At 70.8% G+C, this 13363-nt stretch carries 13 protein-coding genes; 6 read left to right on the top strand and 7 right to left on the bottom strand.

What is annotated here, in order from left to right; all coding sequences use genetic code 11:
* Entirely contained in the window at window positions 1–1050 is a 1050-nt protein-coding gene (locus tag ACLZOT_RS43520; RefSeq protein ID WP_416974772.1) for an ABC transporter permease, read from the bottom strand.
* A complete protein-coding gene (locus ACLZOT_RS43525; protein ID WP_416974773.1) occupies window positions 1050–2072 on the bottom strand; it encodes a sugar ABC transporter substrate-binding protein in 1023 nt (340 codons plus the stop codon). The genes ACLZOT_RS43520 and ACLZOT_RS43525 overlap by 1 nt, the downstream gene beginning before the upstream one ends.
* A 206-nt stretch (window positions 2073–2278) precedes the next feature.
* On the opposite strand from ACLZOT_RS43525, the gene ACLZOT_RS43530 reads away from it, so the two are divergent.
* Window positions 2279–3064: a GntR family transcriptional regulator gene (locus ACLZOT_RS43530; RefSeq protein ID WP_416974774.1), complete on the top strand. Its 786-nt coding sequence runs from the start codon at window positions 2279–2281 to the stop codon at window positions 3062–3064.
* 91 nt (window positions 3065–3155) lie between these two features.
* Here the strand turns inward: ACLZOT_RS43530 and ACLZOT_RS43535 are convergent, their stop codons facing one another.
* From ACLZOT_RS43535 to ACLZOT_RS43545, 3 genes are all read right to left on the bottom strand, one after another.
* Window positions 3156–3914: an SDR family NAD(P)-dependent oxidoreductase gene (locus ACLZOT_RS43535; protein WP_416974775.1), complete on the bottom strand. Its 759-nt coding sequence runs from the start codon at window positions 3912–3914 to the stop codon at window positions 3156–3158.
* A gap of 2 nt (window positions 3915–3916) precedes the next feature.
* Window positions 3917–5095, bottom strand: a complete 1179-nt coding sequence (locus ACLZOT_RS43540) for an acyl-CoA dehydrogenase family protein (RefSeq protein ID WP_416974776.1) — start codon at window positions 5093–5095, stop codon at window positions 3917–3919.
* Window positions 5096–5199: 104 nt separating this feature from the next.
* Window positions 5200–5772: a TetR/AcrR family transcriptional regulator gene (locus ACLZOT_RS43545; RefSeq protein ID WP_416974777.1), complete on the bottom strand. Its 573-nt coding sequence runs from the start codon at window positions 5770–5772 to the stop codon at window positions 5200–5202.
* Between the two features lie 208 nt (window positions 5773–5980).
* Between ACLZOT_RS43545 and ACLZOT_RS43550 the strand changes: the two genes are divergently transcribed.
* The 3 genes from ACLZOT_RS43550 to ACLZOT_RS43560 all read left to right on the top strand — a co-directional run bounded on the left by ACLZOT_RS43550 (window position 5981) and on the right by ACLZOT_RS43560 (window position 9601).
* Window positions 5981–7312 (top strand): gluconate:H+ symporter, encoded by a 1332-nt coding sequence (locus tag ACLZOT_RS43550; protein WP_416974778.1) that lies wholly within the window; start codon window positions 5981–5983, stop codon window positions 7310–7312.
* A 38-nt stretch (window positions 7313–7350) separates the two neighbouring features.
* Window positions 7351–8682: an enolase C-terminal domain-like protein gene (locus ACLZOT_RS43555; protein ID WP_416974779.1), complete on the top strand. Its 1332-nt coding sequence runs from the start codon at window positions 7351–7353 to the stop codon at window positions 8680–8682.
* A 100-nt stretch (window positions 8683–8782) separates the two neighbouring features.
* Window positions 8783–9601, top strand: coding sequence for an SAM-dependent methyltransferase (locus tag ACLZOT_RS43560; RefSeq protein ID WP_416974780.1), 819 nt, complete (start codon window positions 8783–8785; stop codon window positions 9599–9601).
* Between the two features lie 9 nt (window positions 9602–9610).
* Here ACLZOT_RS43560 and ACLZOT_RS43565 read toward each other — a convergent pair whose 3' ends face one another.
* Window positions 9611–10180 (bottom strand): TetR/AcrR family transcriptional regulator, encoded by a 570-nt coding sequence (locus ACLZOT_RS43565; RefSeq protein WP_416974781.1) that lies wholly within the window; start codon window positions 10178–10180, stop codon window positions 9611–9613.
* A 129-nt stretch (window positions 10181–10309) separates the two neighbouring features.
* On the opposite strand from ACLZOT_RS43565, the gene ACLZOT_RS43570 reads away from it, so the two are divergent.
* Window positions 10310–11020: an alpha/beta fold hydrolase gene (locus ACLZOT_RS43570; RefSeq protein WP_416974782.1), complete on the top strand. Its 711-nt coding sequence runs from the start codon at window positions 10310–10312 to the stop codon at window positions 11018–11020.
* A gap of 86 nt (window positions 11021–11106) precedes the next feature.
* Window positions 11107–12579, top strand: a complete 1473-nt coding sequence (locus ACLZOT_RS43575) for an aminotransferase class I/II-fold pyridoxal phosphate-dependent enzyme (protein ID WP_416974783.1) — start codon at window positions 11107–11109, stop codon at window positions 12577–12579.
* A gap of 3 nt (window positions 12580–12582) precedes the next feature.
* Here ACLZOT_RS43575 and ACLZOT_RS43580 read toward each other — a convergent pair whose 3' ends face one another.
* The gene (locus ACLZOT_RS43580; protein WP_416974784.1) at window positions 12583–13350 is read right to left on the bottom strand and encodes a class I SAM-dependent methyltransferase; all 768 of its coding nucleotides are present in this window, start codon (window positions 13348–13350) and stop codon (window positions 12583–12585) included.
* Window positions 13351–13363: the final 13 nt, after the last annotated feature.

Below are 13363 nucleotides of genomic sequence, written 5' to 3' on the forward strand. Positions count from 1 at the left end.
TCACCTCCGGGTGGCCGTGCGCTGGATCCACAGGTTGATGAGGACGGCGCCGAGGAGCATGACGCCGAGGAAGGCTTTGAACCAGTCGGGGTTCCAGCCGGCGTAGACGATGCCCTGCTGGACCATGCCGAACATGAACGCCCCGAAGACCGGGCCGATCGCCGAACCGGCCCCGCCGGTCAGGAGACACCCGCCGATGACGGCCGCCGCGATGTAGATCAGCTCCTGCCCGACCCCCTCACCCGACTGCACGGTGTTGAAGGAGAACAGGTTGTGCATGCCGATGAACCAGGCGCCGAACCCGACGGCCATGAACAGGGTGATCTTCGTGAAGTTCACCGGGACACCGACGGCGCGGGCGGACTCCTTGTTGCCGCCGACGGCGAAGACCCAGTTGCCGAACTTGGTCCGCAGCAGCACCCACGTCGCCAGCACGGCGAAGACGAGCCACCACACCACGGTGATCTTCACCTCGACACCGCCGACGTCGAACGAGGACGCGAAGACCTTGCGGGCCTGGTCGAAGCCGTCCATGTCGCTGATGTCGTTGGTCGCGACGTTGTCCGTGACCAGCTTCGTCACGGCCAGGTTCACGCCCTGGAGGATCAGGAACGTGCCGAGGGTGACGAGGAAGCTGGGCAGTCCGGTCTTGACGACCATCCACCCGTTCAGGAACCCCACCGCGAGCGAGACGATCAGCGCGACGACCACACCGACCCATACGTTCATGGTGAGTTGGTAGCTGAGCATCGACGCGGTGAGCGCGGAGGAGATCACCGCGACACCGGACGAGAGGTCGAACTCGCCGCCGATCATCAGCAGCGCGACCGGCAGGGCCATGATCCCGATCGTCGACGACTGGTACAGGACCGTCGCCATCGACCCGCCGTCCCGCAGCGTCGGCGCCGCGATCAGGAAGAACACGAACACCGCCGCCGCACCGAGGAACACCCCCACCTCGGGACGCGCCAACACCCGGATGACGATCGGCCGTTCGGCTGTGCGCCCGTCCTTGTCCTGTGCGGGGGGCGCCAGTTGGGCCGTACTCATCAGCGCGTGCCCTTCGCGGCGTACTCGGCGACCTTCTCGACGTTGGTCTTGTCGACGAACGCGGGACCGGTCAGCACGGCCTGCTCGCCGCCGCCGCTGGAGTTGCCGTTGTTCTTGTAGAGCCACAGTCCGTCGACCGCCAAGTAGCCCTGGAGGTACGGCTGCTGGTCGACGGCGAACTCGATCGTGCCGCCCTGGACCGCCTTGACGAGTTCCTTGTTGAGGTCGAAGGTCGCGACCTTCGCCTTGGACCCGGCCTCGGAGACCGACTTCACGGCGGTCAGCGCGAAGGGGGCGCCGAGCGTGACGACGTGGTCGATCGCGCTGTCCTGGCGGAGCTTGGCGGTGATGGTGGACTGCACGGACGGCATGTCGGTGCCGTTGACGTTGAGGATCTCGGTGGTGCCCTTGAAGGTCTTCTTCAGGCCGTCGCAGCGCTGGGTGAGACCCACGTTGCCCTGCTCGTGGACGACGCAGACGACCTTCTTCGCGCCGTCGGTGTTGAGGCGGTTGCCGAACGCCTCGCCCGCGACGGACTCGTCCTGCCCGAAGAATTCGAGGAGACCGAGCTTCTTCCAGTCGCTGAGGCCGGAGTTGAGGCCGACGACGGGTATCCCGGCCGCCTTCGCCTTGGCGATGACGCCCTTGAGCGCGTCCGGCTTCGCCAGCGTGACGGCGATGCCGTCGACCTTCTGGTCGATGCCGTTCTGGACCAGGTTGGCCTGGTTGCCGGCGATCGGGTCGTGGGAGTAGACGAGTTCGATGTTGTCCTTCGCCGCGGCGGCCTCGGCACCCTTGCGGACGGTGTCCCAGAAGGTGTCGCCGGGGGGAGCGTGGGTGACGAAGGCGACCTTCATCCGGGCGGTGGTGGCCTTGCCGGCGGAGGCGCCGGACGAGGTGTCCTCGTCGGCCTTCTTGCCGCCGGAACTGCTGGAGCACCCCGCGATGGTCAGTGCCGCGGCGGCGGCGAGGGCCACGACCGGGACGAATCTGCGGGAGCGGGCTGACGTTGCACTGTCCATCTTTCCGGCACCTCACTGTGCGGACGCTGCGCTGTTGGGACGGGATCAAATCCCCTGCCGAACCCGGTGTCAATAGTTTGTTAAGACATCATTTCAGTAACAGGTCCGAATGTAAGAACAAATCATTGACACGGACGGCTGCCGGGACCTACACCTGAGGAACGCACACTCCGGAGCCGATCTCTACCCCCGAGGAGGTGCCTCGCATGCCGAAGACCGGCGAGCGGGCCCGTACCGTGTCCGCCTCCGCGCTGGACGCGGTGCACTTCGCGCTGGACCGCGGCAGCCCCGTCCCGCTGTACTACCAGCTCGCCCAGCAGCTGGAGTCGGCGATCGAGCACGGCACGCTCGCCCCCGGCAACCTCCTCGGCAACGAGATCGACCTCTCCACCCGCCTCGGCCTCTCCCGCCCCACGGTCCGCCAGGCGATCCAGTCCCTCGTCGACAAAGGGCTCCTCGTACGCCGCAGAGGCGTCGGCACACAGGTCGTGCACAGCCAGGTCAAGCGCCCCCTCGAACTGAGCAGCCTGTACGACGACCTCGCCGCCGCGGGCCAGGGCCCCACCACCGTGGTCGTCCGCAACGAGACCCTCCCCGCACCCGCCGACGTGGCCGCCGCCCTCGCCGTCCCCGAAGGCAGCATGATCACCCACATCGAACGCCTCCGCGCGACCCACGGCCAGCCGGTGGCCTACCTCTCCAACTACCTCCCCCAAAGCCTCCTCGACCTCTCCACCCCCCACCTCGAAGCCACCGGCCTCTACACCATGTTCCGCACGGCCGGCATCACCCTCCACAGCGCCCACCAGACGATCGGCGCCCGCGCGGCGACTCCGGCCGAGGCGGAGCTCCTCGACGAATCCCCGGGCGCCGCACTACTGACGATGCAGCGCACGGCGTACGACGACACGGGCCGAGCGGTGGAGTACGGGACGCACATCTACAGGGCGTCCCGGTACGCGTTCGACTTCCAACTACTGGTACGGGCATAGACGGAAAGCCGACCAACAACGGCACCCCAGTCTTTCAGGGGCGCGGGGAACCGCGCGACCAGCCGCAGCGAACCCGCACCCGCAAAACCACCTACCGCGGCGCCATCCTCAACGCCCCGTCCATCCGGATCGTCTCCCCGTTCAAGTAGTCATGGTCCACAATCGCCAACGCCAGCTTCGCGTACTCCTCCGGCGAGGCGAACCGGTGCGGGAACGGCACGCCGGCCGCGAGCGACGTACGGAACTCCTCGGAGACCGTCCCCATCATCGGCGTGTCGACGATGCCCGGCGCGATCGTGCACACCCGGATCCCGTACTGCGCGAGATCGCGGGCGGCGGGCAGCGTGAGCCCGACGACGCCCCCCTTGGACGAGGCGTACGCGGCCTGCCCGACCTGCCCGTCGTACGCGGCGATCGACGCGGTGTTGACGATCACCCCGCGCTGCCCGTCGGAGTCCGCCTCGGTCTGCGCGATGGCCTCGGAGGCGAGGGCCAGCACGTTGAAGGTCCCCACCAGGTTGATCTGGATCACCTTCGCGTACAGCGCGAGATCGTGGACGCCCTTCTTGCCCAGGATCCGCATGGACGGCCCGATCCCGGCGCAGTTGACGACGGCCCGCAGGGGTACGCCCGCCCCGGACGCGGCGGCGACGGCGGCGGCCACCTGCTCGGGGTCGGTGACGTCGGCGGGGACGTACGTCACCCCGGGCACCTCGGGGGCGCCGTCGGTCGCGGACTTCAGGTCGACGGCGAACACCCGCGCCCCGGCCCCGGCGAACGCCTTCGCGGTCGCGGCACCGAGTCCGGACGCCCCGCCCGTGACGAGCGCGGCGGTGTCGGCGAGCTGCATTCTCACTCCTTGCCGAGGACGGTGAGCGCACCGCCCTCGCTCCGGTCGAGCGCACGCGAGATGACCATGCGCTGGATCTGGTTGGTTCCTTCGAAGATCTGCATGACCTTGGCCTCGCGCATGTACCGCTCGACGGGGAAGTCCCGCGTGTAGCCGTACCCGCCGAGGACCTGGACCGCGTCGGTGGTCACCTTCATCGCGTTGTCGGTGGCGACGAGCTTCGCGACGGACGCCTCGCTGGTGAACGGCAGCCCCTGGTCCTTGAGCCGGGCCGCGGACAGGGTCGTCGCGCGCGCGGACTCCACGGCGGCCCCCATGTCCGCGAGGACGAACGCGAGCCCCTGGTGCTCGATGATCGGCTTGCCGAACGTCTCGCGCTCGCGCGCGTACCGCACGGCGTGGTCGAGGGCCCCTTGCGCGAGGCCGGTCGCGACGGCGGCGATCCCGAGGCGTCCGCAGTCCAGCGAGGCGAGCGCGATCCGCAAGCCCTGCCCCTCCTCCCCGATCCGCCGCGAGACGGGTACGCGGACGTCGTCGAACCGCATCGTCGCGGTCGCCGACCCGGTCAGCCCCATCTTGCGCTCCGGCGGATCGGCGCTCAGCCCCGGGGTGCCGGCCGGGACGAGGAAGCAGGAGATGCCGTGCGTGCGGTCGTCGGAGGTGCGCGCCATGACGGTGTAGAAGTCGGCGTAACCGCCGTGCGTGGTCCAGGCTTTGGCGCCGTTGATGACGTACTCGTCGCCGTCGCGCACCGCGCGCGTCCGCATCGCCGCCGGGTCCGACCCGGCGTGCGGCTCGGAGAGGCAGTACGCGCCCAGCAGCTCCCCGCCGAGCAGCTCCGGCAGCCACTCGGCGCGCTGCTCGTCCGCCCCGAACCGGGCCAGCGGGAAGCAGGACAGGGCGTGCACGGAGATCCCGACGGCGACGCTCGACCAGACGGCGGCGACCTCTTCGAGGACCTGGAGATACACCTCGTACGGCTGCCCCGCCCCGCCGTCCCCCTCGGGGAACGGCAGCCCGAGCAGCCCGCTGCGGCCGAGCGTACGGAACACGTCCCTCGGGAACTCCGCCTCCGCCTCCGCATCGGCGACACGCGGCGCCAGCTCCTTGGCGGCGAGCAGCCGCGTGAGCCGGACCAGTTCGAGGGCTTCCTCGGTGGGCAGGGCGCGAGTGGCGGGCACGGGGTCCTCCCCGGGACGAAAACGATACTGGAACGAGTACCTGCGTATCGTTAACAGTACGCGACAGGGGCGTACGGCGACAGCGGTTCCGTTTCTTGTGATCCTTACGACGACACCGCGTGCACGATCAGCGACGCGAGCTGCTCGTACGCCTCCGCGTCCGACAACCCCGTCCGCGCCTTCAGCTCACCCCCCTGGATCTGCCGCATGGTCGCCGCCGCCACCTCCCCCACGAACCCGGCGTGCACGTCCCTGAACGCGCCGTGCTCCACCCCGTCGGCGATCAGCTGCCGCACCCGCTCCGAGGCCCACCGCGTGTTCGCCTCGTACACCTCGCGGGCGGGCGGGAAGTCGGCCACGTCGTCGACGAACCGGCGGGACAGGGGCCGCAGTTGCTCGGCGACGGCCGTCAGGTAGACGCGCACCCGGTCGGCCGGGTCGGCGGTCTGCCCGACCCGCTTCTCGACCGCCTCGGTGGCCCCGCGGAAGTAGTGCTTGACGGCCTCGACGACCAACCCCTGTTTGCTGCGCGCCAGTTGGTAGAGCGTCGTCTTCGAGCACCGCAGCCGCACCGCGAGATCGTCCAGGGTGAGATCGGCGAACCCCTCCGCCGTGACCAGCGTGACGAGGCGTTCCAGCAGGTCCGCCTGGCGGGCGGTGCGGCGAGCGGAGGGCATGATCCCAGCCTAATCCAGAAGTGACCGACCGGTAGGGAACGGGCGGCGGACCGTTTCCGCGCCGCCTGCGGCATGAACCGATCTCCCCTCCCGTCCGTGCAGACTCATTGATAACTCCCGTCCACATACTTAACCTTCGTCTCAGGACATAGACACTTCTGGACACAGACGGGACTTGCCAGCGTCTCCATCGATAGGGGAACTGCACATGCCGCTCGTGGTCGTCGGGATCAGCGTCCTGGTCCTCCTCTTCCTCATGACGAGGCTGAAGCTCAACGGCTTCGCCGCCCTCCTCCTGGTAGCCGTAGGCGTCGCGCTGGTCAGAGGCATCCCCGTCGCGACCATCCCGGACGTCCTCGCGGACGGCCTCGGCGGCCAGATCGGCGACACGATGCTGACCATCGGACTCGGCGCGATGGTCGGCCGGGTGATGGGCGACTCGGGCGCCGCGCAACGGATCGCGGGCCGGCTCCTCGACATCTGCGGGCCCCGCTGGGTGCAGGTCGCGATGGTGCTGACGGCGATGCTGATCGGCGTCACGATGTTCTACGAGGTCGCGTTCGTCATCATCGTGCCGGTCGCGTTCACGCTCGTCCGCGTCACCGGCGCGAACCTCCTGTGGGTCGGCCTGCCGATGTCGATCGCCCTGTCGACGATGCACAGCTTCCTGCCCCCGCACCCGGGCCCGACGGCCGTCGCCGCGACCTTCCACGCGTCCGTCGGACTCACCCTGTTCTACGGCCTGTTCATCGCCGTCCCGATCGGCGCGGCCATCGCCCTGCTGTGGCCCCGCCTGCCGTTCGTGCGCGCGATGAACCCGACCGTGCCGACCGGCCTGGTCAGCGACAAGGTCTTCGAGGAGGACGAACTCCCGGGCCTGGACTGGTCGTTGGCGGTCGCCCTGCTGCCGGTCGTGCTCATCGCGGGCGCCGCCGTCACCGACATGGCCACCGACGCCGAATCCGGCCTCGTCCACACCGTCGAGTTCATCGGTTCCGCGCCGGTCGCCCTGCTGCTCACGCTGCTCGTGGCGATCTGGGCGTTCGGGCCGCGCATCGGGCGCAGCCTGGAGGAGGTCAGCGCGTCCTGCCGGGGCGCCGCGCAGGCGATGGCGATGATCCTGCTGGTGATCGGTGCGGGCGGCGCGTTCAAGCAGGTCCTGGTGGAGGGCGGGATATCCGACTACATCAAGGACGCCACCGACGGCTGGTCGATCTCCCCGATCATCCTGGCCTGGCTGGTCGCCGCGATCCTGCGCGTCGCGCTCGGCTCGGCGACGGTCGCCGTCGTCACCGCCTCCGGCGTCGTCCTCCCGCTGGTCGCGGGCAGCGGCGTGCACGCCGAGATCATGGTCCTCGCCGTCTCCTGCGGCTCGATCGCGTTCTCCCATGTGAACGACCCGGGCTTCTGGATGTTCAAGGAGTACTTCAACCTGTCGGTCGTCCAGGCGATCAAGGCGCGGACGACGTACACGACGGTCCTCGCGATCCTGGGCCTGGGCGGCACGCTGCTGCTCGAACTGGCCCTCGACACCCTCTGACCGGCCCTCCGCAAGAAACCGACCCCGTTAGGAACCAGATGCCCCAGCCCGTCGTCACCCGCTACTCCGTGCACCCCGTCGCGGGCCACGACTCGATGCTCCTGAACCTCTCCGGCGCCCACGCCCCCTTCTTCACCCGCAACATCCTGGTCGTCGAGGACTCCGCCGGCCACGTCGGCCTGGGCGAGGTCCCGGGCGGCGAGGCCATCACCCAGACCCTGCGCGACGCCGAACCCCTCGTCGTCGGAACGGAGTTGGGCGACCACAAGCGTGTCCTGCGCGCCGTCTCCGAGACCTTCGCCGGCCGCGACGCCCACGGCCGCGGCGAGCAGACCTTCGACCTGCGCACCACCGTCCACGCCGTCACGGCGATCGAGTCGGCGCTCCTGGACCTCCTCGGCCAACACCTGGAGGTCCCGGTCGCGGCCCTCCTCGGCGACGGCAAGCAGCGGGACGCCGTACGGGTCCTCGGCTACCTCTTCTACGTCGGCGACCCGGACCGCACCGACCTGCCGTACGTCCGGGAGAAGGACGCCGAGGTCGAGTGGTACCGCGTCCGCCGCGAGGAGGCGCTCACGCCGGAGGCGGTCGTGCGCCAGGCGGAGGCGGCGTACGCGCTGTACGGGTTCCGGGACTTCAAGCTGAAGGGGGGTGTGCTGGCGGGCTCGGAGGAGGTGAAGGCCGTACGGGCACTCAAACAGCGCTTCCCCGAGGCGCGGATCACCCTCGATCCCAACGGGGCCTGGTCGTTGGCGGAGGCGGTCGAGCTGTGCCGTCCGCTGCGCGGGACGCTCGCGTACGCCGAGGACCCGTGCGGCGCCGAGGGCGGGTTCTCGGGGCGGGAGATCCTCGCGGAGTTCCGCCGGGCGACCGGGCTGCCGACGGCCACGAACATGATCGCCACCGACTGGCGCCAGCTCACCCACGCGCTCGCGCTCGGCTCGGTCGACATCCCGCTGGCCGACCCGCACTTCTGGACGATGGCCGGCTCGGTGCGGGTCGCCCAGCTCTGCAACTCCCTGGGCCTGACGTGGGGTTGCCACTCCAACAACCACTTCGACGTCTCGCTGGCGATGATGGCGCACTGCGGGGCCGCCGCGCCCGGCGAGTACAACGCCCTGGACACGCACTGGATCTGGCAGGAGGGCCTGGAGCGCCTCACCGTCGAGCCGCCGCGCATCGTCGCCGGGGAGGTCGCGGTGACGGACGCGCCCGGTCTCGGCGTCACCCTCGACCGGGAGCGGCTGGCCGCCGCCGAGGCGCTGTACGCGGAGCACGGGCTCGCGGGGCGCGACGACGCCGTAGGGATGCGGTATCTCGTACCGGAGTGGACCTTCGACGCCAAACGCCCCTGTCTCGTGCGGAGTTGACCCCCGGGCTCCGATCCGGGCGGCCGGGTGCCAAGATGATGTTCCGCAAGTCATCCCGCGCCCGGCTCCGCGAAGCCGACCGCCAGGACGGAGCCCGCCCATGACCGCCCCCGACCCGATCGCCCGCCCGAAGATCGACACGAGCCGTCCGCACCCGGCGCGGATGTACGACTACTTCCTCGGCGGCAAGGACAACTACCCGGTCGACCAGGAGGCCGCCGAACGCTTCATCGCGGCGGCCCCCGAGGTGAAGGTCGCCGTCCGCGCGAACCGCGCCTTCATGCGGCGCGCGGTGCGGCACGTGGTCGGCGAGGGCGGCATCCGGCAGATCCTCGACATCGGCACGGGCCTGCCGACCGAGCCCAACGTCCACCAGATCGCCCGCGAGATCGCGCCGGAGACGCGGGTCGCGTACGTCGACAACGACCCGATCGTCGGTACGCACTCCATGGCCCTGCTGGACGACGACGAGGGCATCTCGGTCGTCCTCGCGGACCTGCGCGAGCCGCGCGCGATCCTGGACCACCCGGACGTCCGCAAGGTCATCGACCTGAACGAGCCCGTCGCCCTCCTCCTGGTCGCCGTCCTGCACTTCGTCCAGGACGACGAGGACCCGGCCGCGATCATGTCGACCCTCCTGGACGCCCTCCCCACCGGCTCCTACCTCATCCTCACCCACGCCACGGTCGACTTCCACGAGGACCGGCGCAAGGACGCGGTGGCCATCTACAAGAACGCCTCCGCGACGATGAACCCCCGCACCCACGCGGACGTCCTCGCCTTCTTCGAGGGCTTCACCCTCCTCGACCCGGGCCTGGTCACGGTCCCGACCTGGCGCCCGGACGGCACGGACGAGAAGCCGGACCCGAACCTGCCGCCGATCGGGTTCTACGGGGGTGTGGGGCGCAAGGACGCGTAAGCGGTCCCGTCACTCCTCGTCGAGGGGAAACAGCTGGTCCACCGCCCGCCGCAGCGTCTCCCGCACGACCTTCGGGCTGTCCAGCTCCGCGGACTGGAACGCCCCGTCGTGCAGCAGGACCAGGAGGCGGGCGGCGTGGTCGGGGTCGGGGTGGTGGAGGTCGGCGGCGAGGTCGCGCAGGACGCCGTGGAGCCAGGTGCGCTGGTCGTCGATGACGGCGCGGACGGGGTGGGTGCGGTCGGGGTACTCCGCGGCGGCGTTGAGGAACTGGCAGCCGCGGAAGCCGTCTTCGAGGGTGGCGTCGCCGAGGACGGCCATCACCGCGCGGACCGCCTCGCGCGGTGACCTGCCGGCGCGGGCGCGGGCGACCGCCGTACGGATGTCCTCGGCGGTGGCCGTGAGGTAGGCGGAGACGAGGTCGTCCTTGCTGGGGTAGTGGCGGTAGAAGGTGGCGCGGGTGACGTTGGCCTCGGTGACCAGGCGTTCGATGCCGACGGCCTGGATGCCCTCCGCGTAGAACAGACGGGACGCGGTGCTCAGGAGCCGGTCCTTGGGGTGGGGTCGCGAGGCGGTGGTCATACACCCATCGTAAGGAAAGAACGGTCGTTCCGGTCCGTCGGTCTCCTCACATTGCGGGCTCCAGGGAGAACGACTAGTCTCCCCGAGAGAAAGACCGATCGTTCTCTCTATCTCCCGAAGGGCACCACCATGAGCACCACCACCCCCACGATCGTCCTCGTCCACGGCGCCTTCGGCGACTCCGGCATGTGGCGCGGCGTCGTCGCCGAGCTCCAGGCCCAGGGCTACACGGCCCTCGCCGTACCGAACCCCCTGCGCGGCCTGGAGTCCGACGCCGCGTACGCCGCGACCGTCGCGAAGTCCGTCGACGGCCCGGTCGTCCTGGTCGGCCACTCCTACGCCGGCGCCGTCATCACCCGCGCCGCCCGTGACGCGGCGAACGTCGAGGCCCTCGTCTACGTCGCCGCCTTCCAGCCCGACGAGGGCGAGAGCTGCCTGGAGAACGCCGGCCGCTTCGAGGGCGCCAAGATGGGCCCGGCCACCACCGTCTCCTTCGAGCACGAGGGCGAGCCGGAGCTGCGGATCCTGCCCGAGCACTACCGGGACGTCATCGCCGGCGACCTCCCCGCCGAGACCACCGACCTCCTCGCGGTCACCCAGCGCTCGGTCCGCGTCCAGGCCCTCACCGCGGAACTCTCCGGCACCCCGGCCTGGCGCACCCTCCCCTCCTGGGCCGTCGTCGCCACCCAGGACAACGCGATCCCCGGCCGCGCCCAGGAGTTCATGGCCGAGCGCGCCGGTTCCCGCATCGTCCGCGTCGAGGGCTCCCACGCGGTGTCGATCTCGCAGCCGCACGCGGTGGCGGGGGTGATCATCGAGGCGGCGAAGGCGACCCGCTGACCACCGGACCGCGCCCGTGTACGGCCCTCGTCCCCGGGTACCCGGGGGCCTGACCGCGCCCCCCGTACCCGAGGCAGGCCCCCGTGATGGATCACTCCCAGGCCCCCGTACTCGACGCCCTGGCCGTGCGGCACGCGGGGAACGCTCTGTCGTTCACCCCGCCCGGGCACCGGCAGGGGCAGGGGGCCGACCCCCGGGTACGGGCCGTGCTGGGGGACGCCGTCTTCCGTTCCGACGTCCTGGCGACCGGCGGCCTCGACGACAGGGCCGCCTCCCACCGGATCCTGGAGCGGGCGCAGGAACTGATGGCGGACGCGGTCGGGGCCGAGCACACCTTCTTCACGACCTGCGGCAGCTCGCTGTCGGTGAAGGCGGCGATGCTCGCGGTCGCGGGGCCGCACGAGGAACTGCTGGTCGGCCGGGACGCGCACAAGTCGGTGGTGTCGGGGCTGGTGCTCGCGGGCATCCGGCCGGTCTGGGTGGACCCCCGCTGGGACGCCGCCCGCCACCTCGCCCACCCGCCGGACGCGGACTCCTTCGAGGCCGCGTTCACCCAACACCCCTCCGCCCGGGGCGCGTTGGTGACCTCACCCACTCCGTACGGCGCCTGCGCGGACCTCGCGGCGATCGCCGGTGTCTGCCACCGGCGGGGTCTGCCGCTGATCGTCGACGAGGCGTGGGGCGCGCATCTGCCGTTCCACCCCGAGCTGCCCGCCTGGGCGATGGACGCCGGCGCGGACGTCTGCGTCACCTCCGTCCACAAGGCGGGCTCGGGCCTGGAACAGGGCTCCGTCTTCCACCTCCAGGGCACCCTGCTCGACCCCCGCACCCTCGCCAACCGCGCCGACCTGCTCGGCACGACCAGCCCCTCGGTCCTCGTCCACGCCGCGCTCGACGGGTGGCGCCGGCAGATGATGCAGTACGGCAAGGAGCTGTATGACGACGCGCTGGCCGTCGCCCGGCAGGTCCGCGCGCGGATCGGGGGCATACCGGGGCTGCGGGTGGAGGGACGGGAGGACTTCTGCGGGCCCGGCGGGGCGGCCGACCTCGACCCGCTCCAGATCGTCATCGACCTCACCGGACTCGGGACGAGCGGCTACCGGGCCGCCGACCGGCTGCGCGACCGGCACCGCATCGACGTCCACCTCGCCGACCACCGCCGCGTCACCGCACAGCTCACCCACGCCGACACGGCCACGACCGCCGGCACCCTGACCACGGCGCTGGCCTCACTGGCGGACGAGAGCCACCGGCACCCCGTCCCCACGCCCCCGATCCACCTCCCCTCCCCCGCCGACCTCCGCCTGGAACAGGCCCTCCTGCCCCGCGACGCCTTCTTCGGCCCCACCGAGGACGTCCCGGCGAGCGAGGCGCCCGGCCGGATCGCCGCCGAGATGCTCACCCCGTACCCTCCCGGCATCCCGGCCGCCCTCCCCGGCGAACGCCTCGGCACCGGCGTCCTGGACTACCTCCGCACCGGCATCGCGGCCGGCATGGTCGTCCCCGACGCGGCCGACCCCCGGCTGGGGACGGTACGGGTGAGCGCACTGAGCCGTTGACCGTCATACGGCGGTGAGCGTGCCGATGATCCGCGGATGCCCGTCGATCGTCGTCTCCAGGGTGTCGCCCGTCTCCGCGAGGCCGGACCACTCGGCGAGGCGGGCGAGGGCGCGGGCGCTGAAGCCCCAGTAGTGGACGTCGTCGCCGGAGTTGGCCTCGCCCGCCGCGAGGACCTGCATCACGGGGGTGTCGGTGGGGGCGCCGTAGGTCTCCAGGAGGATGCGGCCGCCGGGGTTGAGGAGGCCGCGCAGGATCTGGAGCATGCCGAGGGGGTTCTCGACGCGGTGGAGCATGCCGCAGCAGTAGACGAAGTCGAAGCGTTCGGGGAAGCCTGCGAGGTCGAGGGCGTCGGCCTTGAGGTAGTCGACGCGGGAGCCGAGCAGGGCGCTCATCGTGCGGAACGTGGAGCCGCCGGTGATGTCGATGTTCCAGCGGCCCTTGACCATGCGGCAGTACTGCTCGTTGTCGACGGCGAGGACGCGTGTCGCGCCGCGGGCCTCGGCGAGGAAGGCGTAGAAGCCGTCGCAGGTGCCGACGTCCAGGACGCTCTGTCCGGTGAGGTCGGTTGGGAGGAAGGGGATGCGGTAGCGGTGGTCGCGGGCGAGGCCGGGGGTGTAGAGGCCGGCCTCCTGGTTGAGGGCGAAGGTGTGGAACCAGATCGGGGTCGAGTCCAGGACGCGCCGGCAGTCGGCTACGGGCGCGTTCACCGGCAGGAGGTCGGCGACCTCCCGTTCCGCCTGGGTGATCTCGAACGCCAGTTGTGTGGTCATCTCCGGGGGCCTT

Origin of the sequence: Streptomyces sp. 4F14 (genome assembly GCF_048159485.1) — a bacterium.
Classification (GTDB): domain Bacteria; phylum Actinomycetota; class Actinomycetes; order Streptomycetales; family Streptomycetaceae; genus Streptomyces.

Excerpts from the sequence above, each read along its gene's own strand:
- ACLZOT_RS43535 (WP_416974775.1), bottom strand. The coding sequence starts at position 3,914 with ATGCAGCTCGCCGACACCGCCGCGCTCGTCACGGGCGGGGCGTCCGGA.
- ACLZOT_RS43530 (WP_416974774.1), top strand. The coding sequence starts at position 2,279 with ATGCCGAAGACCGGCGAGCGGGCCCGTACCGTGTCCGCCTCCGCGCTG.
- ACLZOT_RS43580 (WP_416974784.1), bottom strand. The coding sequence starts at position 13,350 with ATGACCACACAACTGGCGTTCGAGATCACCCAGGCGGAACGGGAGGTC.
- ACLZOT_RS43520 (WP_416974772.1), bottom strand. The coding sequence starts at position 1,050 with ATGAGTACGGCCCAACTGGCGCCCCCCGCACAGGACAAGGACGGGCGC.
- ACLZOT_RS43525 (WP_416974773.1), bottom strand. The coding sequence starts at position 2,072 with ATGGACAGTGCAACGTCAGCCCGCTCCCGCAGATTCGTCCCGGTCGTG.
- ACLZOT_RS43545 (WP_416974777.1), bottom strand. The coding sequence starts at position 5,772 with ATGCCCTCCGCTCGCCGCACCGCCCGCCAGGCGGACCTGCTGGAACGC.
- ACLZOT_RS43555 (WP_416974779.1), top strand. The coding sequence starts at position 7,351 with ATGCCCCAGCCCGTCGTCACCCGCTACTCCGTGCACCCCGTCGCGGGC.
- ACLZOT_RS43575 (WP_416974783.1), top strand. The coding sequence starts at position 11,107 with ATGGATCACTCCCAGGCCCCCGTACTCGACGCCCTGGCCGTGCGGCAC.
- ACLZOT_RS43565 (WP_416974781.1), bottom strand. The coding sequence starts at position 10,180 with ATGACCACCGCCTCGCGACCCCACCCCAAGGACCGGCTCCTGAGCACC.
- ACLZOT_RS43550 (WP_416974778.1), top strand. The coding sequence starts at position 5,981 with ATGCCGCTCGTGGTCGTCGGGATCAGCGTCCTGGTCCTCCTCTTCCTC.
- ACLZOT_RS43570 (WP_416974782.1), top strand. The coding sequence starts at position 10,310 with ATGAGCACCACCACCCCCACGATCGTCCTCGTCCACGGCGCCTTCGGC.
- ACLZOT_RS43560 (WP_416974780.1), top strand. The coding sequence starts at position 8,783 with ATGACCGCCCCCGACCCGATCGCCCGCCCGAAGATCGACACGAGCCGT.